This window comes from Xanthomonas rydalmerensis, from assembly GCF_033170385.1.
Lineage (GTDB): Bacteria > Pseudomonadota > Gammaproteobacteria > Xanthomonadales > Xanthomonadaceae > Xanthomonas_A > Xanthomonas_A rydalmerensis.
The window spans coordinates 477,391-501,857 of the sequence record NZ_CP126170.1 but is presented as its reverse complement, the minus strand read 5'-3'; the positions used below and the strand labels follow the sequence as shown (position 1 = coordinate 501,857).

The following is a 24,467-nucleotide window of genomic DNA, read 5'->3' as shown; positions in this document are numbered from 1 at the left end:
CGGTAAATGGCAGCACGACGCGGTAAGACACAGGCCCGGCGCAACACCGGCAACGGCACGCCCGGATGGGTGTGGCTGATCGCCGGCGCGGCGATCGCCGCGGTGGTGTTCCTCGGCGCGCCGGGCCTGTTCAAGAAGGATGGCGACTTCCTGCGCGTGGGCGGCCCGCGCGCCAATCCGGATGCGCAACCGGCGCCGGTGGCCGATGCCGATGTCGATGCGGCCCCGGATCTGCCCAAGCCCGCCGCCAACGCGGCCGGCAGCACCAAGCCGGAGGCGAAGAAGGACGCGCAGACCCAGTACGACTTCTACACCCTGCTGCCCGGCAAGGAAGTGCAGATGTCCGACGCCGAACTGGCTGCCAGCGCGCGCGCCGAGGCGATTCGCAAGGCCAAGGCACAGGCTGCCGCCGGCACGGCCGCGCCGGGCACCACTCCGGCTGCGGTCGCCACGGCGCCCACCGCGACGGCGGCCAATCCGACCCCGCTGCCGGAGACGCCGACTGCGACCGCCAGCGCCGCCCCCGCCGCCGCCAAGCCGGCGACCGCCACCGCAACGCCGGCCACGACCACCGCCCCAGCGGCGGCGGCCGCAACCGCGGCCGCGGCGCCCGACAACGCACGCTACATCCTGCAGGCCGGCTCGTTCGGCGCCTCCGGCGACGCCGAGTCGACCAAGGCCAAGCTGGCGATGCTGGGCCTGTCGGCACGCGTGGAATCGGCGCAGATCAGCGGCAAGACCGTCTACCGCGTGCGCATGGGACCCTACGGCACCGCCAGCGAACTGGCCGAGGCCAAGCAGAAGTTGAACGGCAGCGGGCTGTCGGCGATCGCGATCAAGGCGCAGTGAGGCCGGGATTCGGGAGTCGGGAATGGGAGGAGCGGGTTCCGTGCCGCTCTCACCTTCGCGTGCGTGCGTCGTCATCACCGATATTGGGCCGCGCCGGTCCTGAGATGACGCTGTCGTTCGATGGCAGCGGCCTGCTGGCGACTGCGGGTAAGGCGCAGTGAAGCCGGGATTGGGGAATCGGGATTCGGGAATGGGAGGAGCGGTTTCCGTGCCGCTTTCACCTTTGCGGTGCATGCGTCGTCACCACTGATATTGGGCCGTGCCGGTCCTGTGATGACGCTGTCGTTCGATGGCAGGGACCTGCTGGCGACTGCGGGCCAGGCGCAGTAAGGCCGGAAGCAATAGGGGAAGAGGGGAAGCGAGCGCTGCCCCGTTCCCTGCGACAAGTAAGGCGCATCACGGCGCTTGGGATCTGCAGCTGTCGCGCTGGAACTGGCCGCAATCAATCATCCAAGCTGACTTCCCTCGCAGGCATACGCCGCCGTCGACGCCCGCGACCGCGTTTTGCTTTTACCATTCCCGATTCCCCACTCCCCATTCCCGGCCCCACCATGACTCAGACTGCCCTGATCACCGGCGCCACCTCCGGTTTCGGCGCTGCCGCCGTGCGCCGCTTCGTCGATGCCGGCTGGCGCGTGATCGCCACCGGCCGCCGCGCCGAGCGCCTGCAGCCGCTGCTGGACGCCTTCGGCGCCGAGCGCGTGCACATCGCCGCCTTCGACATCCGCGATGCCGACGCCCTGGACGCGATGCTGGCGGCACTGCCCGAAGCCTTTCGCGGCATCGACCTGCTGGTCAACAACGCCGGCCTGGCGCAGGGCACCGCGCCGGCGCAGGCCGCGCAACTGGACGACTGGCGCACGATGATCGACACCAACATCACCGCGCTGGTGACGCTGACCCATCGCCTGCTGCCGATGCTGATCCAGCGCCGCGGCGCGATCATCAACATCAGTTCCGTCGCCGCGCTGTACCCCTACCCCGGCGGCAACACCTACGGCGGCACCAAGGCCTTCGTCAGCCAGTTCTCGCTGGGCCTGCGCTCGGACCTGCACGGCACCGGCGTGCGCGTGACCGCGATCGAACCGGGCATGGCCGAGACCGAGTTCACCCTGGTCCGTACCCATGGCGACCAGAAGGCCTCGGACACGCTCTACCAGGGCGCGCAGCCGATGACCGCCGAGGACATCGCCGAACAGATCTTCTGGGTGGCGACGCTGCCGCCGCATCTGAACATCAATCGGCTGGAAATCATGCCGGTGACGCAGTCCTTCGCCGGCTTCCAGGTCGCACGGCAACCGGCCTGAACGGCCGCGGGGCCGCCACGCGCGGCCCCACGACACCTCCAACTTCTCCCGCCATCGTGGCGAAGGCCCTCGGCAGCCTGCATGGCGAAGGCAGCACTTGTGGCATCGCCACACGGCGATTCCGACAACCCTTAACGAAATGATATAACATCACTTTTGTGGAGTCGCGTTCGTGGATCGGACCGTGCACCACCCGCTCGCCTGCAGCCGCGCCGCTGCCGCCAGCTTCCACTCCACTTTCTTTCGCAGACACCATGAAGATCGATTCCCGTGCCCTCGCCGTGCTGGCTGGACTCGCGGCCGGCGACGGCGCCGCGCAGACGACCACCGACACCACCACCACCCTCGGCACCGTGGAAGCGCGGCGCCATAGCGCCGCTTCGCTGTCCACGCGCAACATCCTCAGCTCGGTCGACGTGCTCGGCAGCGAGCAGATCGGCGACAAGAACGTCATGAACAGCTGGGAGCTGCTCGGGCAGATGCCCGGCATGCAACTCACCGAAACCCGGCAGGGCGCCGAGTCCGGCAAGGTCACCTTCCGCGCCTTCAACGGCGAGGGCTACCTCAACGGCATCAAGGTGCTGATCGACGGCGTGCCGAGCAACGTCAACAGCGGCAACCAGCGCTTCATCGACATGATCTTCCCGCTGGAGATCGCCTACATCGAAGTGGTGCGCGGCACCAACGACCCGCGCTACGGCCTGCACAACATCGGCGGCAATTTCAACATCGCCACCCGCCAGGGCGGCAACTACCAGGACCTGCGGCTGAGTGGCGGCAGCTTCGCCACGCGCGAACTGCAGTATGCCGCCGGCCATGAGGCCGATGGCCTTGCGCAGAACTACTTCGTCGGCGTGCAGGCCGCGCACGGCTATCGTGCGCACGACAGCTCGCGCAAGTACACCCTCGGCGGCAAGTGGTTCTACGGCGAGGAGGACGATGCCGCACGCATCGGCCTGATCACCCGCGTCTACCACCACGAGGCCGACGAACCGGGCTTCCTCACTGCCACCGAACTGGCCCAGGACCGCGAACAGTCGCCGCCGAAGAACGCCAACGACGGCGACGACCGCGACATGCGCCAGGCCAGCGTGCACGCCGACTTCAGGCTCGGCGACGGCCTGCAGCTGCGCAACACGCTGTACCTCAACCGCTACCAGGACGACCGCCGGGTCACCTTCACCAGCTACCCGCTGGGCAACGCACCGCGCCAGCGCCGGCAGTGGGACGAAACCCAGACCGGGCTGCTCAGCACCGTCACCTGGCAGGCCAGCGACCTGCTGAGCGTGGAAGCAGGCCTCAACGCCGAGCACCAGGACAACCGCTACCGACGCGCGCGCTACGCGTACAGCGTGCCGACCGATTTCGATCGCGCCCCGGCACGCGTGCAGAACGACGACCGCTACAGCCTGGACAATCTCGGTCTGTACCTGCAGGCGGTGATCCAACCGAGCGATGCGCTGAAGATCGTCCCCGCGTACCGCGTCGACCGCTTCTCCGGCGACACCGCGCTGCCCGGCGGTATCCATGCGCCACTGCAGCGCTATGGCTGGATCGACCAGCCCAAGCTCAGCGTGATCTATGCGCTGACCCCGCAACTGAGTGTGTATGCCAACTGGGGCCGCACCTTCCAGATCCTCACCGGCTCCACCGCCCCGGCCTACCTGACGCCCGGGCAAAGCGCATTCCGGCCCTCGATCAATACCGGCAAGGAGCTGGGCCTGAAGCTGCAGCCGGTCGCCGGCACCGAGGCGCGCGTGGCGGTCTGGCGTCAGGATGCCACCGACGAGGTGGCCAACATGCCCAGCACCGGCACCACGGTCGGGCTTGGCCAGACCCGCCGGCAAGGCGTGGACCTGCAACTGAGCTCGCAACTGGGCGAGCGCTGGACGCTGTGGCTGTCGCACGCGATCCAGGAAGCCAAGGTGGTCAGCGCCTTCACCGCGACCGGCGAACCGCTGCGCGGACGCGAGGTGTTCTCCACACCGCGCTACATCAGCAACGCCGGCGTCGACTACCGGCCCAACGCACGCTGGAAGTTCGGGCTGCAGGCGCGCGCACAGGGCGACTACTACATCGACGAGCGTAATGCGCAGGGCAAGTACGGCGGCTTCCGCGTGGTCGACGCCAGCGTGCGCTACCAGCTCGGCCCGCGCACCAGCCTCGACCTGCAGGTGAAGAACCTCACCGACAGCCGCTACGCCTACGTCTGGTACGACAACTTCTTCTGGGGCGGCAACGACCAGCCGATGTTCTCGCCAGCACCCGGGCGTTCGGCCTATCTCGGGTTCGAACTGCGGTTGTAACGGCGTCATGCGGCCAAGGCGGGCCGCGCAGTCGTCCGAAGCGGCGTCCGCCGCGTGTGTGGTACGGTTCCAGGCGTCGCCAGCCTTTGCGCAAGCCTCCCTCGTTCACAGGAGTGCCTTGCGATGCTCTCTCCCTCTTTGCTCGACCACGTCGCCTTCCCTTTGCGGGAGACGCCACGATGACCGACTTCGTCACCGACGCGGCGCAGCTGCAGGACTGCGTGGGCCGCCTGCCCGGTCCGCGCGACCTGAAGGTGATCGACCACCTGGACGCGCACGCGTTGCGTTGGCTGGCCGCCAGTCCCTTGCTGTTCGCCGGCGTCGCCAGCCAGCGCCTGGCGCTGAGCGCGGGCAGCGGCGCGCCAGGCTTCGCGCGCGGCGACACTCCGCATTTGCTGTCGATCCCGCTGCAGGCGCTGGATGCGGCCCACGCGCATGTCGGCGCCGGCTTCGGCTCGCTGTTCCTGGTGCCCGGCCTGGGCGAGACCCTGCGGATCAATGGCCGCATCGCCGGCGACGACGGCACGCGCGTGTTCGTCGCGGTCGAGGAATGCTATCTGCACTGCGCCAAGGCCCTGCTCCGCGCCGACTGGTGGCACGCCGAGGCGCAGACCGGCGCCACGCCGGCGGAAACGCCGGAGGGATTGCTCGCCAGCTGCCGGCTGCTGATCCTGGCAACTGCCGATGCCGAGGGCCGCGTCGATGTCAGTCCGCGCGGCGATCGCGCCGGGGCCTTGCTGCAAGCCCACCGCGACGCCTGGTGGTTTGCCGACCGGCCGGGCAACCGCCGCGTCGACAGCCTCGGCAACCTGCTGGCGCGGCCGCAAATCGCGCTGCTGGCGCTACGCCCCGGCAGCGCGCGCTGCGTGCGCATCGAAGGTCTCGCCCGCCCCAGCACCGATGAGGCGATCCGCAACGCGCTCGCCGTCGATGGACGCGTTCCGCATCTGGCGGTACGGGTGCTGCCGGCGCTCCTCGAAGACACGCACAGCCCGGCGCTGGGTCGCTTCGACCGTTGGCCGCCCGCCGCCATCGCACACGACCTGGATCCGCCGGCGATCTTCCGCGACCACGTCAGGCTCAGCGGCGCGCGTGGTGCCCAGGCCGCGCTGATGCGCGCGGCGGTCTCGGTGCCCGGCGTGGTCCGCACGGGGCTGCAGGCCGATTACAAGAAGAACATGTACTGAGCGTGCGACCCAGCTGGCTCACCCGGCTGCGCCGATCGCGCCGGGTGCGCTGAGGTGATGCACGGCATAGCGCTGTGCCTCGTCGTCTGCCGGCGGCAGTTCGCGCCACAGGCGGAAATGCAGGAGTGTCCATCCCTGCGGTTCATAACCGCTCACCGTGGCCAGCACGCGTTCGTCGGGCGCGTGCGCGTCGGCGGGGTCGTTCCCCAAGGCAGGCGAAGCTGCCTGAAGCACGCGCGTGGCGTAGCGCGCCGTGCGCAGCGCCGCGGACGACCATGCCGTGCCGACCATCCACGTCTGCACCGCCGGGCGGCCGAAGGCGTCGCACAGCGCGGCGAACGCGGGCCCGGCGAGGAAGGCATGCATCGCCGCGGCATCGCGCCACAGGTAGAACGGCGCATACAGGTTCTGCCGGCCGGGCAGGAGCGGATCGGTGCGATCGGCGACCAGGTAGGCCTTGAACTGCAGCCCCGGCAGCGTGTCGAGCAGCGGCCCCTTGTCGGCGATGCGGCGGCGGATGATGGCCATGTCGTAGTCCGCCGGCAACGCGATGCTGTACTGCATGGCGATCATGCCGGCGCTCCGCTGGCCGTGATGCCGGCGCGGCCGCCGCCGAAGGACCAGTCCTGCGCCGCGGTGGTGACGATGTTGACCATCACGTCCTCCGGCGCGATCCCCGGCGCGATCGCCAGCAACTCGACCAGGCGCCGGTAGAACGCCTGCTTGCAGGCGGCGCTGCGTTCGCGGCCGGCGGTGATGGCGATCAGCACGAAGCCATCCGAGCGCGGCCCGCCCAGGTAATGGCGGTCGAACACCAGTTCGTCCGGGTCGTGCTGATGGATGACCTGGAAGCAGTCGCCGGCGGGCACCTCGAAGGCCTCGTGCATGGCCTGGTAGAGGCTGGCCGACAGCGCGCGCAGGTAGGCGGGCGCGTGGCCGCGCAGCAGCGAGATGCGGGCGTACGGCATCAGCGCGTCTCCGTCATGGCCGGCGCCGCCGCCGCGGCTGTGCGCAGCAACGGCAGTGCGGACGCCGCGCACGGCCAACCGGCGTAGAACGCCAGGTGGGTGATGGCTTCGGCCAGGGTGTCGCGGTCCAGGCCGTTGTCCAGCGCGCGGGCCAGGTGCAGCGGCAACTGCTCCAGGCGGGACAGCGCCACCAGCGCCGCCACGGTGACCAGGCTGCGTTCGCGTGGCGACAGCCCGGGGCGCTGCCACATCTCGGCGAACAACACCTCGTCGGTGAGGCGGGCGAAGGCCGGCGCGATGTCGCCGAACGCGGCCTGCGGGGAAGGAAACGGCGTAACAGGGTCGGACATCGGAGGTCTCGCAGTGGGAACGGGCACAGCCTAGTCGCGCAAGACCTTCCGAAAAATCGGAAAATATCGAACCGACCATTCGGAAAAACAGGATCGACCGATGCGCCCCGTGACTTTCGACCTCGATGCACTGCGCAGCTTCGTCGCCGGCGTGGAACTGGGCAGCTTCGCGAGGGCGGCCGACCGCCGCGGGCGCTCCACCTCGGCGATCAGCGCGCAGCTGAAGAAGCTGGAGGAGCAGGCCGGGCAACCGGTGCTGCGTCGCCAGGGCCGCGGCCTGGCCCTGACCGAGGCCGGCGAAGCGCTGCTGGGTTACGCGCGGCGGCTGCTCGAGCTCAACGACGAAGCGGTCGTGGCGCTGCAGGACACGGCGCTGCAAGGCTGGGTGCGGTTGGGCCTGCAGGAGGATTTCGGCGAGCACATGCTGCCGGACGTGCTCGGGCGCTTCGCCCGTGCCCACCCGCAGGTGCGGATCGAAGCACGCATCGCCCGCCACCAGGAACTGCTGGCGCGGGTGGAGGCCGGACAACTGGATCTGGCGCTGGCCTGGGAGTCCGGCGCGGCCTCGGCGCATCGGCAAGCGCAAGCCGCGTGGCCGTTGCGCTGGATCGCCGCCGCCGAGCGCAGCAGCCTGCCCGCGACCGCCAGCTGGAGCGGTGAAGCGCCGCTGCCGCTGGTGATGCTGGAAGCACCCTGCCTGCTGCGCACGGCCGCGACCACCGCACTGGACCGTGCCGGCATCCCGTGGCGCATCGCCTTCACCAGCGCCAGCCTCGGCGGCGTGTGGGCCGCGGTGCGCGCCGGATTGGGCATCACCCTGCGCACGCCGGCCGGGGTGCCGGCCGGACTGGCCCTGCTCCCGCCCGGCGCCGGCGGCCTGCCGACGCTGCCGGCGCTGGGGCTGGGCCTGCATCGCGCGGTCGCCGTGCCGCCACCGGCGGTGGCGCGGCTGGCGGAGATCCTGCAACAGCGCCTGCAGGCGGCGCATGCGGCGCTGGTCGGGGATGGGCGAGCGACGGCGGCATGACACGCCGCGCCGATGGTGTGGCGCGCGACCTGCCACCGCGCGCCACACCCAACGGCAGCGCCTGCAGCAGTACCGGGATTACTTGCAGGGCAACATCTTGCCGATCAGTCCGCCGCCGCTGCTGATCGAGGTCTTGACGACGCTGTCGTCGCTCTTGATTTCCACGTCCCTGAACATCTCGTCGTTGCGCGCAACCGTGTAGTCCTGGCGCTCGTAATGGTCCACCTGGGCGGCATCGCCGTAGCTGCTGCCCACATACACATCGCGCGACTTGGCCTGGTTGAACTCGAACTGCATGGCCAGGATGTAACGGCCTGGCAGCATGTCGGTGAACTGGAACGCGCCCTTGCCGTCGGTCTGGGTTTCCACCCGGGTGTTGTAGGCCTGATCGGACATGGTCACCGCTTCCTTGCTGCGGTCCGACTTCTTGCGCAGGGCGACCCATTGTTCGAAGTACGGGGTTGCCGGGAACAGCATGACCTTGCGGTTGTCGGCCAGATACATGCCTTTGTCGTGATAGGCACAGGCCACGCCGGTGATGGTCGCATGGCCCTTGGCCAGCGCGGCCTCGGCTGCCGCCTTGTCGAACGGCAGGCTGGGCGAGGTCTGGCGGATCTTCGGCGTGCTGTCCACGGTTGGCGACGTGCGCACCTGTGCGGCGCTCTGGCCGGCGGCGGCCAGTCCGCAGCTAAGCAGCAGGACCCAGCCACGGCGTGTGATCGTCGGCATTGCATTCCCCTATTCGTCCATGAAGGCGCGCACGCTAGCACGATCCACCGCGGCGCTACAGGGGTGTGCCGCACGGGTCGGCCACCGTGCGTTCAGCCACGCGCCGCCGCCGCGACCGGCGCGCTGCGCCGCTCGCGCAGGCGCAGGAACGGCTGCTCCACTGCGTAGTGCAGGACGGCCGCGAACAGCAGCGCCACGCCGGCATAGGCAGCGAAGGCGAGCGGCCCACGCCCGTCCAGTTGCGCACCGAACCACGCCTGGGTCAGATGGAACGCGGCCTTGTGGCTCAGGTACAGGCTGTAGGACACCGCGGCCAGCCAGGCCGCACCCGGCACCCGACAACGCCCCAGCCATCCCTGCGTGGAGGCGCCGGCGCCGACCAGCAGCGCCAGCCCCAACGACAGCACCGGCCAGCCGATCGCGTTGCCGAGCAGGCCGGTGCGGTCGCGGGACAGCCACATCGCCAGCGCGCAGACCACGATGCCGGCAAGCGCCAGGGCGTTGGCGTGGCGCTGCAGCCGTTGCCAGTGTTGCGGCCGGAAGGTCTTCAGCACCGCCAGCGCCACGCCGGCCAGCAGGCCGTCCAGGCGGTTCCAGGTGGGGTAGTAGAGATCCTCGATGAACCAGTTGCGCTGCAGTCCGGCGCCGATGCGATCCAGCGCGCTGTCGTGCAGCCAGATGGCGCTGCGCAGGGCGACGCCGGCCAGCACCACGACCACGCACAGCGCCACGAAACGCGGCGCCGACGGCCGCCGCAGCATCCACGCCGCCAGCAGCGGGAACACCAGGTAGAAATGCTCTTCCACGCACAGCGACCAGGCATGCGAGAACGCCTGCTGGTTGGCGTAGTCGATGCCCAGGTTGAGGGTGAAACTGGCGAACAGCCACCACGGCGCGATCCCGGGCGCTTCGCGGAAACCGGGCCAGGCCAGGTACAGCGCCAGCACCACCGCGTACGCCGGCAGGATGCGGTAGGCCCGGCGGCGGTAGAACTGGCCGTAGTGCAGCCGCTCGCCACGGGCCAGCGGCGCCAGCACCTGGCCGCCGATCAAAAAGCCGCTGAGCACGAAGAACAGGTCCACGCCCATCCAGCCGTAGCGCGACAGCCACTGCCAGTCCGGCCCCAGCCCACCGACCACGAAGGAATGGAACAGCATCACCCAGACGATGGCGATGGCGCGCAGCAGGTCGAGACCGGGATAGCGCATCGTAGGAAGGCGGCGGTGGGGAGCGCGCAGCTTACTGGCTGCGTTGGCGGTTGCGGCCGCGGCCGTCCACGGGCGTCCGCACGATCGCATCGCGCCTAGAAACGCAGCCGCTGCGCTATGCGACCAACCCCATGCTCGCGTGCGCGGACGTACCCTCACCCCAACCCCTCTCCCGGGGGGAGAGGGGCTTGAGCGGATCGCGCTGTCAGCCCAGCGGTTCGTCCGACAGGTAGGTGTAGCCGGTCAGACCGGCCTCGAGCGCGTCGGCCAGTTCCGTCGCCTGCGCGGCCGGCAGCTGCGCGGCGGCCACGCGTTCGGCGTAGGCGGCGCGCAGGTCGTCCAGGCGGTAGCCGACATAGTCCAGCATCACGTCGGTGGTGTCGCCGCGGCGCTGCTGGGCGATACGGTAGCCGTCGCCCTCCACCGCCACTTCCACCGCATCGGTGTCGCCGAACAGGTTGTGGATGTCGCCGAGGATCTCCTGATACGCGCCGACCAGGAAGAAGCCGATGCGGTAGCTCTCGCCCGGGCGCAGCGCGTGCAACGGCAGCGAGCTGTCCAGGCTTTCGTTCTCGACGTAGGTCTTGACCATGCCGTCGGAATCGCAGGTCATGTCGCAGACCACGCCGCGCCGCGCCGGTGCCTCGTTCAGGCGCTCGATCGGCACGATCGGGAACACCTGGTCGATCGCCCATACGTCGGGAATCGATTCGAACACGCTGAAGTTGACGAAGTACTTGTCGACCAGGCGCTCGTTGAGCTCGTCCAGCACCGGGCGGTGGCTCTTTTCCTCGTGGCTCAGCCGCGCGCGCACGCCGTGGGCGATGGCATAGAACAGGTCGTCGATGCGCGCGCGATGGGTCAGGTCGATCTGGCCCAGGGCGTAGCCGCTGAGGCCTTCGGCGTGGAAATGCTGCGCCTCCTGGAACAGTTCCACCGCCGGGCGCTGGTCCAACTCGGCATGGATCTCGCGCAGGTGACGGATCGCCGCCGGCTCGTCGTCGTGCGCGTCCGGCACGCGGCCTTCCGGCGCCTGCTCCACCTCCGACACATTGGCGATCAGCACCGCATGGTGCGCGGTCATCGCGCGCCCGCACTCGGTGACGATGCGCGGCGGCGCCAGGCCGTGCTCCTCACAGGCGCTGGCCAGCGGCTGCACGATGTTGCTGGCGTAGGAGTGCAGGCCGTAGTTGATCGAGCAGTAGCTGCGCGAGCGGGTGCCTTCGTAATCGATGCCCAGGCCGCCGCCGACGTCGACGTGGCTGATCTTGGCGCCCAGCTTGGACAGTTCGACGAAATAGCGGGTGGCCTCGCGCATGCCGTTGGCGATGTCGCGCACGTTGGAGATCTGCGAGCCCATGTGGAAGTGCAGCAGGTTCAGCGCGTCGGCGTACTCGGCGTACTCGGTGTCGCGCAGGGTCTTCCACAGGTCCAGCACCTGCCGCGGCGACAGCCCGAACTTGGCCTTGTCGCCGCCGCTGTTCTGCCACTTGCCGGCACCCAGCGAGGCCAGGCGCATGCGCACGCCCAGGCCCGGCTTCACGTCCAGCGCGCGCGCTTCCTCCAGCACCAGCTTCAGCTCCGACGGCTTCTCGATGACGATGAAGGTCTGCAGGCCGAGCTTGCGCCCGATCAGCGCCAGGCGGATGTATTCGCGGTCCTTGTAGCCGTTGCACACGATCAGCCCGCCCTGCCGCGACAGCGCCAGCACCGCCATCAGTTCCGGCTTGCTGCCCGCCTCCAGGCCGAAGCCCTCGCCCTGGTGGCTGGCCAGGGTGCCGGCCACGCCGCGATGCTGGTTGACCTTGATCGGGTACACCGCGGTGTAGCCGCCGGTGTAGTCCCAGTCCGCCTGGGCCTGGGCGAAGGCGCTCTGCAGCTTGCCCAGGCGCTCGCCGAGGATGTCCGGGAAGCGCACCAGCATCGGCAGCTTGGCCCCGGCCGCGCGCGCGGCGTCCACCACCTCCGGCAGCGCGATCGCCACGCCGTCGGCGCCCTGGGGCCGCACCACCACCCGGCCGGCCGCGTCCACGTCGAAGTACCCGTCGGCCCAGTGCGGGATCGAGTAGGTCTTGCGGGCTTGGTCGAGGGACCAATCGCTCATCGTGGCGGCTCGGCTGACGGAAAAAGGGCGTGGATTGTAACCCCTGCTACGCGTGGGGTCCGTTACAATCCGCGCCGTTCCGACGCCCTCGGCTCCTGGTGGAGCCGGGCCGGGTTCGCGGGCGCCTGGCGTGGCCTGCGCCTCGCCCTCATCCGGAGAGGGCGCGGTCACAGTCCCGCGTGGCCTGGCTGCGCGAGGCTGCGCACGAGCCTCATCCGGCGAGAGTGTGGTAACAGCGTCGCGTGGCTTGGCTGCACGAGGCTGCGCCCGACCCTCATCCGGCGCTTCGCGCCACCTTCTCCCGGTGGGAGAAGGAATCGCCGCTTCATTTCTTGCTTTCCTAGGACATCTGCATGAGCGTCAACGACAACTGGTACATCGAACACTTCCAGCCCACCGGCTCGGCCATCGGCTACCGCATCACCGGCAAGCTGGACGAGGTGCAGTCGCCGTTCCAGAAGATCGAGATCTACGACACCACCGACTGGGGCAAGCTGATGGTGATCGACGGCGCGGTGATGCTGACCACGCGCGACAACTTCTTCTACCACGAGATGATCAGCCACCCGGCGCTGTTCACCCACGCCGCGCCCAAGCGCGTGGTGATCATCGGCGGCGGCGACTGCGGCACCCTGCGCGAAGTGCTCAAGCACCCGGGCGTGGAAAGCGCCACCCAGTGCGACATCGACGAGCAGGTCACGCGCATGGCCGAGAAGTACTTCCCGGAGCTGTGCGAATCCAACGGCGACCCGCGCGCCGAGTTGCTGTTCGACGACGGCGTGGCCTACATGGCCAACTGCCCGGCCGGCAGCGTGGACATCGTCATCGTCGACTCCACCGACCCGGTCGGCCCGGCCGAAGGCCTGTTCAACAAGGCCTTCTACGAGAGCTGCTTCAAGGCGCTGAAGGACGACGGCATCCTGGTGCAGCAGTCCGAATCGCCACTGGCGCTGCTGGACCTGATCAAGGAAATGCGCGCGGAGATGGGCAAGGTCGGCTTCGCCAGCTTCCACACCGTGCCGTTCCCGCAGCCGTGCTACCCGACCGGCTGGTGGAGCGTGACCATGGCGCGCAAGCAGGGCGGTTTCGACTTCCGCCAGAACGACGCCGCGGCCAAGCCGTTCGCCACCCGCTACTACAGCGCGCACCTGCACACCGGCACCCAGGTGCTGCCGCCGTTCGTGGCCGAGGCGCTGGGCGGCTGATCGCCGCCGCCGGCATCGGCGCGCGCATTCGGGCGTGCGCCGATACCGCTGCCGACCCGCCGCGCGGCCGGCAAACCAGCCAAAGTCGCCATCGTGGCCTGCATGCACACGTTCCTGCGCTGGCTCAATGCCATCGCACGCGATCACGCCCCGTACGCTCCTCCTGGCATCGCAGGGGTGCGACAGCTGACTCCCACAGGTGCGGCACCAGCCTTGTCGGAAGACTGCACTGTAGGAGGGACTTCAGTCCCGACGACGGAGAGTGCCAGTCGGCTTTCGGCTTCGCTTGGCGCGGTTGCATCACAGTCGACTCCCGCAGGGCTTGCGGCGAACTCGCCGGGTGCGCTGCGGGGGGGACTTCAGTCACGACGCATTACGCCATCGGAAAGCGCGCCACCTCGCGTGTCGCGGCGGCATGACAGTTGATTCCCACACGGACGGAACACGAACATGTCAGCGCCGACGCGCGGGGGCGCCGGATCGAAGAACCGCATAGCGCACTACAGCGCGTCGGCATCCAGTTCGCCGGTGCGGATCCGCACCACGGTGCCCAGGTCGTAGACGAACACCTTGCCGTCGCCGATCTTGCCGGTGGCGGCGGCCTTGACGATGGCCTCGACCACGCGCTCGACCTGGTCTTCGCTGACCGCCACTTCCAGCTTCACCTTCGGCAGGAAATCGACCACGTACTCGGCGCCGCGGTACAGCTCGGTGTGGCCCTTCTGCCGGCCGAAGCCCTTGACCTCGGTGACAGTGATGCCGGCCACGCCCTGCGCGGCGAGCGCTTCGCGCACGTCGTCGAGCTTGAACGGCTTGATCACGGCCATGATCATCTTCATGCGGCGTTCTCCAATCACAATGGCCTCAGGATAGCGCGGTTGCGCGATCGGCGGCCGTCGGGTTCAATGATCGCGCGCCCCCAACGCCGGAATTTTCCGACAGCGCGCCGCGTCCGATCCCGATGGTCCCGACCTTTCCGGTGCCGCACTCTGACGCCACCTGCCGGAGCACAGCCATGATCGACCTCAACCATCTCGACGACCTCGCCCGCCGCCTCAGCGACCTGGTGCCGCCGGGCCTGCGCCAATCCCGCGACGAACTGCAGAGCACCTTCAAGAGCGCGCTGCAGGCCGGGCTGGGCAAGCTCGACCTGGTCACCCGCGAGGAGTTCGAAGTGCAGCGCGCAGTGCTGCTGCGCACGCGCGAGAAGCTCGAAGCGCTGGAGCGCAGCGTCGCCGCGCTGGAAGCGGCGCGCAGCGGCCAGACGCCCAGCGCCAACGCCTGATCCACCCGCCACCATGAGCCTGGCGCTGGTGCACAGCCGTGCCCGCGCGGGGGTGCTAGCGCCTCCGGTTCGGGTCGAAGTCCATCTGTCCGGCGGCCTGCCGGCCACGCAGATCGTCGGCCTGCCCGAGGCGGCGGTGCGCGAGTCGCGCGATCGCGTGCGCGCCGCCCTGCTCTGCGCGCAGTACGAATTCCCCGCACGTCGGATCACCGTCAACCTGGCCCCGGCCGACCTGCCCAAGGAGGGCGGCCGCTTCGACCTGCCGATCGCGCTGGGCATCCTCGCCGCCGCTGGCCAGCTCGACCCGCAGGTGCTCGGCCAGTACGAATTCCTCGGCGAACTGGCCCTGACCGGCGAACTGCGCCCGGTCGACGGTGTCCTGCCGGCCGCGCTGGCCGCCGCCCAGGCCGGCCGCACCCTGATCGTCCCGGCCGACAACGGCGCCGAGGCCGCACTGGCGCAACACGTGCAGGCCTTCACCGCGCGCACCCTGCTGGAGGTCTGCGCGCTGCTCAACGGCAGCAAGACCCTGCCCGCCGCAACGGCGCCGCCCGCGGTCGCCGCACCCTTTCCCGACCTGAGCGACGTGCGCGGCCAGGCGCAGGCGCGGCGCGCCCTGGAGATCGCCGCGGCCGGGCATCACCACCTGCTGCTGATCGGCAGCCCGGGCTGCGGCAAGACCCTGCTGGCCTCGCGCCTGCCCGGGATCCTGCCCGAGGCCAGCGAGGCCGAGGCGCTGGAGAGCGCGGCCATCGCCTCGGTCAGCGGCCGCGGCGTGGATCCGTCGCGCTGGCGGCAACGCCCGTACCGCGCACCGCACCACACCGCCAGTGCGGTGTCGCTGGTCGGCGGCGGCACCCATCCGCGTCCGGGCGAGATCTCGCTGGCGCACCACGGCGTGTTGTTCCTGGACGAACTGCCGGAGTGGAACCGGCATGCGCTGGAAGTGCTGCGCGAGCCGCTGGAGTCGGGCCAGGTGACCGTGTCGCGCGCGGCGCGCACCGCCGAGTTTCCCGCGCGCTTCCAGTTGGTGGCGGCGATGAATCCCTGCCCCTGCGGCTGGGCCGGCGACCCCAGCGGCCGCTGCCGCTGCAGCGAGGACGCGGTGCGGCGCTACCGCGCGCGCATCTCCGGCCCGCTGCTGGACCGCATCGACCTGCACGTGGAAGTGCCACGACTCCCGCCACAGGCGCTGCGCGCCGATGCGACGCCCGGCGAAGCCAGCGCCGTCGTGCGCGAGCGCGTGGAGCTGGCCCGGCAACGCCAGCAGGCGCGTGCCGGCCGGCCCAACGGCCAGCTCGGCCACAGCGAAACCCTGCGCGACTGCCGCCTGCAGCCACGCGACGAGGCGCTGCTGGAACAGGCCATCGAACGTCTGCGGCTGTCGGCGCGTTCGTTGCATCGGATCCTGCGCGTAGCCCGCACCATCGCCGACCTGGACGCAAGCGAGCGCATCGCCACCGCGCACCTGACCGAGGCCATCGCTTACCGGCAGTTGGACCGGGGCGAGCCCGCACAGGCGCCGGTGGCCCGCAGCGCGTAAGGCATCCGGGACACGGTTGCATCGCTGCCGGCTGGGTACGGCGGATGTCTGCCCAATTCGCCGCACGACCTGGCGTGGGCACGCCTTGCGGACAGGTGATCGGCGGCATCGCGCATGCGCGCCCGGATGTCGATCGCCTGGGACGCTTTTTTACACTTGCTTCCGCCGCATCGTTCAGGACTGGCGGTCGCGCAATCGGTCCACTGAGCGCCGGCCATCGCCGCTCGGCACGATGCCACGGCTACTGAGGGCCACAGCCCCCTCAGATACAGATGTTCCAGGCGGATTTCTCCGCCTGGAACACAACCACGGCAATGCGTCGGGTCGATCAGGGCAGCGAGGTGTAGGGCTGCCGCCACGGATTGACTTCGACGTAGCTGCGGCCGGTCACGGCGGCGCCGTTGAGGGTGCCGACCACTTGCGACGCGCCTTCCCAATACGTGCGGTGCCCGGTCCAGAGCATCTCCTGGTCGTCGACCAGCGGCGTGATGAGCAGGTTGCCTTCCGGCAGGATCACGTTCCACTTCGACTCGTAGGTGTAGCCGGAGTTCGGACTCGTCCAGGTCGCCAGCCGCTGCAGGTCCATCTGGTCGCCGGACACCGGGGTCGCCACGCCCTTGGACACGCGCGTGCCGAACTTGTTGGTGATGGCGCCGGTGTTGGGATCCTGCAGGTAATACAGCATGTACTGGGTGTCGTTATCCATCTGGATGGCGAACCAGTTCCAGCCGCCGCCGAAGAACGAGCCGTTTTCGTCCGACGCCATGCCCTTCACGAACCACTGGCGATCCTGCCACGACGTGCCGATGATCTTGATCGGCACGCCGTTGTCGTAGACCGTGCCTTCGGTATCCAGCGCCGTGGACGAGTAGTAGGCGGAGGTCTTGGCGATGGGCCGGTAGTCCACCACGCCATTGCCGTTATGCAGCACGAACGGCAAGTCGCTGCTGGTCTTGAGGTCGATGGCGAAGCGTCCATCGCCGAGGGCGCCCTTGATCGTGTAATTCTGCTGCGAACCGCTGATCGACCAGTCCTTGTTGGTGAAATCGAACGATCCCTTCCGATCGGGAATCTGCTCGGTGACGACGCGCTCTTCCACCTTGTGCAGCTTGTTGTTGACGTCGGTCACCGCGAAGTGCCAGGAGTAGGTGGCAGGTCCGGAGCCGATCGGCCACAACTGGAACACGGTGACTTCGTAACCGAACTCGCGCTTGGCACCGCTCGGGTCCACGCCATACAGGTGGCCGACGAAATACCACCATTCCAACTGGCTGTGGTGCGGACCTTCGTCGCGCGGCAATTGTATCGGTGCAGGCTCTTCGAACACCTGCGCGGCCGCGGGTGCGGACGAGAAGCCGCACGCGATGACCATGGCAGCGGCGAGCCAGCCGCGGAAGCGGCTGAACGTTCTGGTGGATAGACGCATTGTGATCCCCTGAAAAGTGATGACGGATGTCATGCTGGCTGGATGCGATTGGACGACTTCAAGGCAGGACGCGCGCACCCCATTCCACGCCCCACGGATTCATTTCGGCGAACGCCTTGCCGGTGATCGATTTCCCCGCCACGGTGCCGACCACCTTGGCCGGACCCTCGAAATAGAACTTCTGCGTGGCCGGCGCATACAGCTCGGCGTCCTGCAGCATCGGCGTGATGGTGATGGCGCCGTCCGGCAAGGTGACCTTCCATTGCGCCGGATAGGTGTAGCCGGTATTGGGACTCGTCCAGCTGCCGATCCGTTGGAGCTTGAGCGCACTGGGATCGAGCGGCGTGTAGTGCCCGTCGGCGGTCTTGACGGCGAGCGCCTGATCGACCGTGCCGTCGCCCTTGATGAAGAAACTGATGTTGTATTGGCTGTTGTCGTCCAGCGACACGCCGAACCAGGTCCATCCGCTTTTGGCATCGCCGGGAATACCGTTGGCCCACTCGTGGTCGTACCAGGAGGTTCCGGTGACCTTGACCGGCACGCCGTGATCCCACACCGTGCCGCTGGTTGCATTAACGTTGAAGGAGTAATACGGCGAGATGAATTCACCGTAGGTTTCCACGCCATTGGTGCCGTTCAACGTGGGTTTCTGCAGCGCCTGCGTGCCGAGATCGATGGCGTAATCCATGTCCACAGGCGCGGCCTTGGCATAGTAACTCCCCATCGAACCGCCCATCTGGAAGCCGGCCACATCCAGATCGAAACGATCGGTCGAGGTGGTGAATGGCCCGGTCACTACCTGCTTCTTGAAGCGAAAGTCGCCGCGGTCCAGATCCGAGATCGCGAAATGCGCATCGTAGATCGGCGGGGTATTGGCGACGCCGACAATCTGGAATACCACCAATTCGTACGCGTATGAGTGTTTTCCCCCAGAAGGATCGGTCCCGTCCAGGAAACCGGTCATATACCACCATTCGGCGGGCTGGCGATGGGAAGCTTCGTCGTGCGGGAGCGAGATACTTGTTTCGATGGGTGGAAATGTCCCGATCGCCTGCGCTGCCGCCACCGGCGCAAGCACTGTCGCAGAAAACGCGAGAGCGGCGATCGCGAAAGCATGCACGAGCCCGTGCATCCGAATCATTTTCATGACGGAATCCCCTGACTGGTATTGAGTAAGTAGCAACTGCAGCTGATGAAATGCGTGGAACACGACGTCGCCTTGTGCAGTGCAGCGATATCGTGTTCGACGAACATCTATTCCCGCCTTTTCGGCTGTCAATGCTTCATCTTTAAATACTTCGATCCTGTAACGGACGTCTCATCGTGACAGTGCGCGACGCTTCAATCGATGCTCGCGATCGTCCGATTTATAACCAGTTTCTGACAGGCGCACCGAGGCAATGCGCAACTCGCAAAAAGATTGCCCATACTCTTCGCTCGCAATAAGAACGGACCTGCCGCGCATAAAAATCCGCCGGTCACGCTTCCTGTCTAAATAATCGTCCAGCGCAAGTTGTTCCACGCCGCGGTATTCGTGAGCAGAGGCTCAAAGCATCCGATCGGCCGCGGCCACCGCATCGGCGATCAACGCGTTGCAACGGCGCGCATGGGTGAAGGTCATGCCGTGCGACGCCCCGGCCAGCACCTCATGGCGCGCCTGCGGCAGCCAGGCCGCCAGCGCGGCGGCGTTGTCGCGGTACTGGGCCGGGCTACGTTCGCCGGCGACCAGCAACACCGGCATCGCCAGGGTGGCGGCCTGCTCGGGCCGGTACGCCGGGAGTGCATCGCCGATCTGCGGCACCAGGGTCTGCGCGTTGTCGCGCACCATCTGCCGGAAACTCGCGCTGCTGCGCGCCCAGGCGCCGGGCTGGCTGACCGAATCGACGAAGCATTCCAGGCCCGCCTCGACCTGGCCGCTCTGCAGCAGCGCGATCGCCTTCGCGCGGACCGCCTGCACCTCGGCTGGCAGGCCCTGCGGCTGCGGGCCGCCGGGATCGAACAGGGTCAGGCTCGCGATGGCATCCGGCCGCAGCAGCGCCGCCTGCCAGGCCACGGCGGCGCCGCGAGAATGGCCGACCAGATGCACCGGTCGCGCTTCCTCGGCGATGAAGGCGGCGAGCTGCTGCGCATGCCAGCGCCAGCCGAACGCATGTCGCGACGCCGAGGGCAGCCGCGGGTAGTACTGGCCCAGGCTCAGTGCGCTGAGCTGGAAGCGATCGGCCAGGCCGCGCAGTTGCGGCGACCAGTAGCGGTAGTCGCACAGCGCCCCGTGCACCAGCAATACCGGCGCGCCCTCGCCCACCCGCAGATAGGCCAGCGCATCATCCGCGCCGAGCCGGCGCACCGCAGGCTTGGGCAAGGGCGTCCGCGGACTGGTCATGCCCCTGCGCTTCTCGACGGAACAGACCTGGCGCGCGGGCGAAAGCCGTCAGTGTCGGCGTCCGTGCTGCGATATCGGGCAACACGCGCGGACACGGGAAGCAACAAGATGGGTGCAGGCATGCGCATACGATAGCGGTGTTGCAGACGCAGGCGTGGCGACGCTGGCCCGCCTGTCGGCCCAGCAACCGGATCGTCAGGCCGATGCTCGGTGGAACCCGGTGCGGCGCCCTCCGCTCGCGACCTGCCAGCCGGGCAATGCCAGTTCCGGCGCTTCTGGGTCGAGGCAGTCATCGCGGCCAGCGGGGAAGACACGCGGCGTCGGCGATCGGTCGCCGGAAACCGCCATGCGAGCAGGGCATGCAGTGCGGTACTGAGTTGGCGCGCCCGGAGGGATTCGAACCCCCGACCAATGGCTTCGGAAGCCACTACTCTATCCGGCTGAGCTACGGGCGCAACGGACGCGCATTCTAACGACATTCGCGGGCCGCGTCTCCCCCACGCGCCCTGGCCAGCGATGCGCCTTCCCGGACCGGCCGCTGAGCTCGCCGCACCCCGCTGCGCCTGGCATCGCGCCAAGCCTGGCGACCAGGCCCTCGGCGCTGAAAGCGCGCGCAGCGTCGTCTGCCTGCATGATCGGCGCAACGGCGGACGCCAGCCCGGCGCCCACTCGGCCCCACCATCGCCAGCCCCAGGCGCGGCAGCGCACGCCACCGCAGCATCATCGCGTGCTGCCCGCCCACACGGCACGGCTGCTACCCTTGCGCGATGGGTTACGAACGCTACGAAACGCCTGCCGCGCTGCCGCCGCGCGCGCGCCTGGGCCAGTACTGGAAGCTGCTGCGCGGCGACCGGCCGATCGGCGTGCTGCTGCTGCTGTGGCCGACCTGGTGGGCGCTGTGGCTGGCCGCCGATGGGGTGCCGCCGCTGTGGACCCTGTGCGTGTTCACCGCCGGGGTGTGGCTGACCCGCTCGGCCGGCTGCGTGATCAACGACTACGCCGACCGCTGGCTGGACCCGCAGGTCGAGCGCACCCGCAGCCGGCCGCTGGCCACCGGCGCCGTCAGCGGCCGCGAGGCGCTGGCGGTGTTCGCGGTGCTGATGCTGGTGGCGTTCGCGCTGGTGCTGACGATGAACGCGCTGACCATCGGCCTGAGCGTGGTCGGGCTGTTCCTGGCCGCCAGCTATCCCTACCTGAAGCGCTACACCTACCTGCCGCAGGTCTACCTGGGCATGGCCTTCGGCTGGGGCATCCCGATGGCGTTCGCGGCGATCCGCGGCGAAGTGCCGGCGCTGGGCTGGCTGCTGTACGCGGTCAATATCCTGTGGGCCACCGCGTACGACACCTGGTATGCGATGGTCGATCGCGAGGACGACCTGCGCGCCGGCTCCAAGTCCACCGCCATCCTGTTCGGCGAACTGGACCTGGTCATCCAGGGCGTGCTGTACGCGCTGATGTTCGTCGCGCTCGCCTTCGTCGGCCACCGCGCCACCCTGGGCGTGTGGTACTGGGCCGGCCTGGGCGTGGCGGCACTGCTGGTGGCCGCCGAGTTCCGCATGGCCCGGCACCGCGAACGCGCGGCGTGCTTCCGCGCCTTCCTGCACAACAACTGGGTCGGCCTGGCGATCTTCGCCGGCATCGCCGCGGCGCTGGCGTTGCGCGCGGCCTAGGGCCTGTCGTCGCCCACGCGCAGCGCGCTCTGAAACTCGACCCTGCACGGGCCGACTCTCGCGCCAGGCCGTCGCGAGTCAGCAGCGATGCGCCGTGCCGGCCGCGGCCTCGCAAAACGCTGGCTCGCCCCGACGCGCAATGCCGACATCGTGACGCCCAGGCAGCGCCCATCTCCAGCCACGCCAGCGGTTCGCCCCACGCAGGACCGGAGAACGACGCGGCATCCGGCCGCGCCTCATCGCACCGGCACGTTCTAGCGCTTGCCGTCCTGCGCTGGCGCATCCGCGGCCGGCGCGCGGGTCAACAGCGCGAATGCCCGCTGCTGTTCCTGCACGTCCTGCAGCCCGCTGATCCGCAGGCTATCGCCCGGCAACGGCGCCATGATCGTGGCCACGGTCAGCACCCGGCCGTCGGCCAACAGCGCGATCGGCTTGCCGACATTCTGCTCGGTGGCCTGGGTCAGACGTTGGCCGTGTCCAGGAAAGCGCAGATCCAGCGCCGGCTGCCCATCGCCGTTGTCGGCGGGCGCCACGGTCGCCGCATTCTCGACGACCAGCAGCGGCTGCGGCGCCAGGTACACCGGCTGCCCGTGGTAGTCGGCCTGGGCATAGTCGGGCGCGGGTGTGTGGCTGACCAGGCGCCATTCCATCTTCGCCTTGACCGGGCTGGCATCGGCGGCGTCCGGCGCCTTGCCGTCTCCACACCCGGTGGCACCGAAGACACACAGCGCCATCGACAGACCCAAAGCCATCCAGCGCATCGCAAGCTCCTTTCGTTGAGGTCGTCACGATCATAAAGCCGCGTGCGTCTGCCGACCGTTCATACGCACAGGCACAAGCGCCTGGCGGAGACCGCCGCTGCAGCGCGTCGGCCGATACGCGCGCAACGCGGCGCGTACCGGTTGTCTTGCACGGCACGCAAAGCGTCCCGCCCCGGGCGCCTTCCAGCTGAGCCCAGCCGCCTGCACACACGCGCGACAGAGGCGCCACGCTCACGGCACCCGCGCCACCACCCAGGCATCGACCCGGGCGACGCCGGCACGCCGCAGTGCCTGTGCCGCGGCGTGCAGGGTCGCGCCGGTGGTCATCACGTCGTCGACCAGCGCCACATGCGCCGGCAGCACCGCTGACGCCGACGCCGGCACCGCGAACGCACCGCGCAGATTGCGCCGGCGCGCGCGGGCATCCAGTTCGGATTGTGCAGCGGTCGCGCGCACTCGCTGCAGCTCCAGGCACAGCGGCAGCGCCAACGCGCGCGCCAATGGCCGCGCCAGTTCCAGCGCCTGGTCGTAGCCACGCTGGCGCAGCCGCGCCGGATGCAGCGGCACCGGCAGCAGCGCCTGCGGCCGCGGCAGCGCCGCGCAGCGTGCCTGCAGCAGCGCGGCGAGCAACCGCCCGGCCGCCAGGTCCTGGTGGAACTTGAAGCGACGCAATAGGCCATCGACCGGCGCGGCGTACACGCAGGCGCTGGCGACCCGCTCCAGCGGCGGCGGCCGGCGTTGGCACACGCCGCAGACCTGCTCGGCATCCAGCGCCGGCAACGGCAGCGCACAGCGGCAGCAGGCCGCCGCATTCCAGGGCACGCCTTCGCGACAGGCCGCACACAGGTCCAGGCCCGGCACGCCAGGCTCCCCGCAGACCAGGCAGCGTTCCGGCAGCAGGCGGCGCTGCAGCCACCGCCAGCCACCGTCAACCAAACCAAGCATCGTGAAGTTGACAGGACTTTGCATGCTCACCAGACTGCCCGCTTTCCCAGCCGCTGACCGTCAGGAAACCCCCATGTCCGCTGTCGTCCGACACGACTGGCAACGCCAGGAATTGCTTGCCCTGTTCGATCTGCCGTTCCCGGAACTGCTGCACCGCGCCGCCGCCGTGCACCGCGAACACTTCGATCCGGCACAGGTGCAGGTGTCCACCCTGCTGTCGGTGAAGACCGGCGGCTGCCCGGAAGACTGCGCGTACTGCCCGCAGGCGCAGCGCTACGCCACCGGCGTGGAAGCGCAGAAGCTGATGAGCACCGAGGCGGTGCTGGACAAGGCGCGCCAGGCCAAGGCCGCCGGCGCCTCGCGGTTCTGCATGGGCGCGGCCTGGCGCTCGCCCAAGGACCGCGACATCCCGAAGGTGGCGGAGATGATCCGCGAGGTGAAGGCGCTGGGCCTGGAGACCTGCGCCACCCTGGGCATGCTCGACGGCACCCAGGCGCAGGCGCTGAAGGCGGCCGGGCTGGACTACTACAACCACAATCTGGACACCGCGCCGGATTTCTACGACTCGATCATCCACACCCGCCAGTACCAGGACCGCCTGGACACGCTGACCCACGTCCGTGACGCCGGCCTGAAGACCTGCTGCGGCGGCATCGTCGGCATGGGCGAGTCGCGCGACCAGCGCGCCGGCCTGCTGCAAGCGCTGGCCAACCTGCCGGTGCATCCGGACTCGGTGCCGATCAACCGCCTGGTGCAGGTCGCCGGCACCCCGCTGCACGGCACGGTCGAGCTGGACCCGTTCGAGTTCGTGCGCACGATTGCCGTTGCCCGCATCGCGATGCCGCGGGCGATGGTGCGGCTGTCGGCCGGGCGCGAGAGCATGAGCGACGAACTGCAGGCGCTGTGCTTCTGCGCCGGCGCCAACTCGATCTTCTACGGCGAGAAGCTGCTGACCACCGGCAACCCGGACACCGAGCGCGACCAGGCGCTGTTCGCGCGGCTGGGGCTGCGGCCGATGCAGGTGACGGTGGATGCCGACGCGCACGACCACCCCGGCACCGTGCACGCGGACATCACCGCCCAGCCCACGCCGGCGATCGCCGCCGCCCTGGTCTGAGCCCAGGGCGCGCGTCCGTCCGCCGATCCGGCCGTCCATCGCCGGCGGCGCCCGGCCCGGCCGGGGACGCGCTACGCTAACCGGCCCGTTGCCCGTCCCG

At 69.1% G+C, this 24,467-nt stretch carries 23 protein-coding genes and 1 tRNA gene; 10 read left to right on the top strand and 14 right to left on the bottom strand.

The window, feature by feature from the left end; genetic code table 11:
• The first annotated feature begins 6 nt into the window (after window positions 1–6).
• The 4 genes from QN245_RS02210 (at window position 7) to QN245_RS02195 (ending at window position 5,649) form a co-directional block, all read left to right on the top strand.
• On the top strand, window positions 7–849 hold the full coding sequence (locus QN245_RS02210; protein ID WP_317844441.1) for an SPOR domain-containing protein: 843 nt from the start codon (window positions 7–9) through the stop codon (window positions 847–849).
• Between the two features lie 551 nt (window positions 850–1,400).
• Window positions 1,401–2,156 (top strand): SDR family NAD(P)-dependent oxidoreductase, encoded by a 756-nt coding sequence (locus QN245_RS02205; protein ID WP_317844440.1) that lies wholly within the window; start codon window positions 1,401–1,403, stop codon window positions 2,154–2,156.
• Window positions 2,157–2,410: 254 nt separating this feature from the next.
• On the top strand, window positions 2,411–4,462 hold the full coding sequence (locus QN245_RS02200) for a TonB-dependent receptor (protein ID WP_317844439.1): 2,052 nt from the start codon (window positions 2,411–2,413) through the stop codon (window positions 4,460–4,462).
• Between the two features lie 179 nt (window positions 4,463–4,641).
• Window positions 4,642–5,649, top strand: coding sequence for a pyridoxamine 5'-phosphate oxidase family protein (locus tag QN245_RS02195; RefSeq protein WP_317844438.1), 1,008 nt, complete (start codon window positions 4,642–4,644; stop codon window positions 5,647–5,649).
• An 18-nt stretch (window positions 5,650–5,667) separates the two neighbouring features.
• Here QN245_RS02195 and QN245_RS02190 read toward each other — a convergent pair whose 3' ends face one another.
• Genes QN245_RS02190 through QN245_RS02180 form a run of 3 tightly spaced genes read right to left on the bottom strand, consistent with a single transcriptional unit; the run spans window position 5,668 to window position 6,967 of the window.
• Window positions 5,668–6,222 carry a DUF4865 family protein gene (locus QN245_RS02190; RefSeq protein ID WP_317844437.1) on the bottom strand — a complete coding sequence of 185 codons (555 nt, stop codon included), beginning with the start codon at window positions 6,220–6,222 and terminating at the stop codon, window positions 5,668–5,670.
• A complete protein-coding gene (locus QN245_RS02185; RefSeq protein WP_167087927.1) occupies window positions 6,219–6,617 on the bottom strand; it encodes a tautomerase family protein in 399 nt (132 codons plus the stop codon). The genes QN245_RS02190 and QN245_RS02185 overlap by 4 nt, the downstream gene beginning before the upstream one ends.
• Window positions 6,617–6,967 carry a carboxymuconolactone decarboxylase family protein gene (locus QN245_RS02180; protein WP_317844436.1) on the bottom strand — a complete coding sequence of 117 codons (351 nt, stop codon included), beginning with the start codon at window positions 6,965–6,967 and terminating at the stop codon, window positions 6,617–6,619. Before QN245_RS02180 ends, QN245_RS02185 begins: the two co-directional genes overlap by 1 nt.
• A gap of 100 nt (window positions 6,968–7,067) precedes the next feature.
• On the opposite strand from QN245_RS02180, the gene QN245_RS02175 reads away from it, so the two are divergent.
• Window positions 7,068–7,994, top strand: coding sequence for a LysR substrate-binding domain-containing protein (locus tag QN245_RS02175; protein WP_160968658.1), 927 nt, complete (start codon window positions 7,068–7,070; stop codon window positions 7,992–7,994).
• Between the two features lie 78 nt (window positions 7,995–8,072).
• Here QN245_RS02175 and QN245_RS02170 read toward each other — a convergent pair whose 3' ends face one another.
• The 3 genes from QN245_RS02170 to speA all read right to left on the bottom strand — a co-directional run bounded on the left by QN245_RS02170 (window position 8,073) and on the right by speA (window position 12,035).
• Window positions 8,073–8,723, bottom strand: coding sequence for a carboxypeptidase-like regulatory domain-containing protein (locus tag QN245_RS02170; protein ID WP_317844435.1), 651 nt, complete (start codon window positions 8,721–8,723; stop codon window positions 8,073–8,075).
• Window positions 8,724–8,815: 92 nt separating this feature from the next.
• Entirely contained in the window at window positions 8,816–9,931 is a 1,116-nt protein-coding gene (locus QN245_RS02165; protein WP_317844434.1) for an acyltransferase family protein, read from the bottom strand.
• 205 nt (window positions 9,932–10,136) lie between these two features.
• The gene (speA, locus tag QN245_RS02160; RefSeq protein WP_317844433.1) at window positions 10,137–12,035 is read right to left on the bottom strand and encodes an arginine decarboxylase; all 1,899 of its coding nucleotides are present in this window, start codon (window positions 12,033–12,035) and stop codon (window positions 10,137–10,139) included.
• A 353-nt stretch (window positions 12,036–12,388) separates the two neighbouring features.
• Here speA and speE point away from each other — a divergent pair, with 353 nt between their 5' ends.
• Window positions 12,389–13,240: a polyamine aminopropyltransferase gene (speE, locus tag QN245_RS02155; RefSeq protein WP_317844432.1), complete on the top strand. Its 852-nt coding sequence runs from the start codon at window positions 12,389–12,391 to the stop codon at window positions 13,238–13,240.
• A 500-nt stretch (window positions 13,241–13,740) separates the two neighbouring features.
• Here speE and QN245_RS02145 read toward each other — a convergent pair whose 3' ends face one another.
• Window positions 13,741–14,079: a P-II family nitrogen regulator gene (locus tag QN245_RS02145; RefSeq protein ID WP_010341856.1), complete on the bottom strand. Its 339-nt coding sequence runs from the start codon at window positions 14,077–14,079 to the stop codon at window positions 13,741–13,743.
• A gap of 176 nt (window positions 14,080–14,255) precedes the next feature.
• Between QN245_RS02145 and ubiK the strand changes: the two genes are divergently transcribed.
• On the top strand, window positions 14,256–14,525 hold the full coding sequence (gene ubiK, locus QN245_RS02140) for a ubiquinone biosynthesis accessory factor UbiK (RefSeq protein WP_317844431.1): 270 nt from the start codon (window positions 14,256–14,258) through the stop codon (window positions 14,523–14,525).
• Window positions 14,526–14,538: 13 nt separating this feature from the next.
• Window positions 14,539–16,068 (top strand): YifB family Mg chelatase-like AAA ATPase, encoded by a 1,530-nt coding sequence (locus tag QN245_RS02135; protein ID WP_317844430.1) that lies wholly within the window; start codon window positions 14,539–14,541, stop codon window positions 16,066–16,068.
• A gap of 328 nt (window positions 16,069–16,396) precedes the next feature.
• Here the strand turns inward: QN245_RS02135 and QN245_RS02130 are convergent, their stop codons facing one another.
• From QN245_RS02130 to QN245_RS02110, 5 genes are all read right to left on the bottom strand, one after another.
• Window positions 16,397–17,494, bottom strand: a complete 1,098-nt coding sequence (locus QN245_RS02130) for a lipocalin-like domain-containing protein (RefSeq protein WP_255421805.1) — start codon at window positions 17,492–17,494, stop codon at window positions 16,397–16,399.
• A 58-nt stretch (window positions 17,495–17,552) separates the two neighbouring features.
• Entirely contained in the window at window positions 17,553–18,641 is a 1,089-nt protein-coding gene (locus tag QN245_RS02125; protein WP_317844429.1) for a lipocalin-like domain-containing protein, read from the bottom strand.
• Window positions 18,642–18,812: 171 nt separating this feature from the next.
• Entirely contained in the window at window positions 18,813–19,016 is a 204-nt protein-coding gene (locus tag QN245_RS02120) for a hypothetical protein (RefSeq protein WP_160968670.1), read from the bottom strand.
• A gap of 24 nt (window positions 19,017–19,040) precedes the next feature.
• The gene (locus tag QN245_RS02115; RefSeq protein ID WP_317844428.1) at window positions 19,041–19,874 is read right to left on the bottom strand and encodes an alpha/beta fold hydrolase; all 834 of its coding nucleotides are present in this window, start codon (window positions 19,872–19,874) and stop codon (window positions 19,041–19,043) included.
• Between the two features lie 378 nt (window positions 19,875–20,252).
• Window positions 20,253–20,329 (bottom strand) — tRNA-Arg (locus QN245_RS02110).
• A gap of 312 nt (window positions 20,330–20,641) precedes the next feature.
• Here QN245_RS02110 and ubiA point away from each other — a divergent pair.
• The gene (gene ubiA, locus QN245_RS02105) at window positions 20,642–21,544 is read left to right on the top strand and encodes a 4-hydroxybenzoate octaprenyltransferase (protein WP_317844427.1); all 903 of its coding nucleotides are present in this window, start codon (window positions 20,642–20,644) and stop codon (window positions 21,542–21,544) included.
• Between the two features lie 254 nt (window positions 21,545–21,798).
• Here the strand turns inward: ubiA and QN245_RS02100 are convergent, their stop codons facing one another.
• Both QN245_RS02100 and QN245_RS02095 read right to left on the bottom strand, forming a co-directional pair.
• Window positions 21,799–22,305, bottom strand: coding sequence for a SecDF P1 head subdomain-containing protein (locus QN245_RS02100; protein WP_160968676.1), 507 nt, complete (start codon window positions 22,303–22,305; stop codon window positions 21,799–21,801).
• A gap of 231 nt (window positions 22,306–22,536) precedes the next feature.
• Complete coding sequence (locus QN245_RS02095; protein ID WP_184647304.1) at window positions 22,537–23,274, bottom strand: ComF family protein; 738 nt, start codon at window positions 23,272–23,274, stop codon at window positions 22,537–22,539.
• A 49-nt stretch (window positions 23,275–23,323) separates the two neighbouring features.
• Between QN245_RS02095 and bioB the strand changes: the two genes are divergently transcribed.
• On the top strand, window positions 23,324–24,367 hold the full coding sequence (bioB, locus tag QN245_RS02090) for a biotin synthase BioB (protein WP_160968680.1): 1,044 nt from the start codon (window positions 23,324–23,326) through the stop codon (window positions 24,365–24,367).
• The last annotated feature ends 100 nt before the right edge of the window (window positions 24,368–24,467 follow it).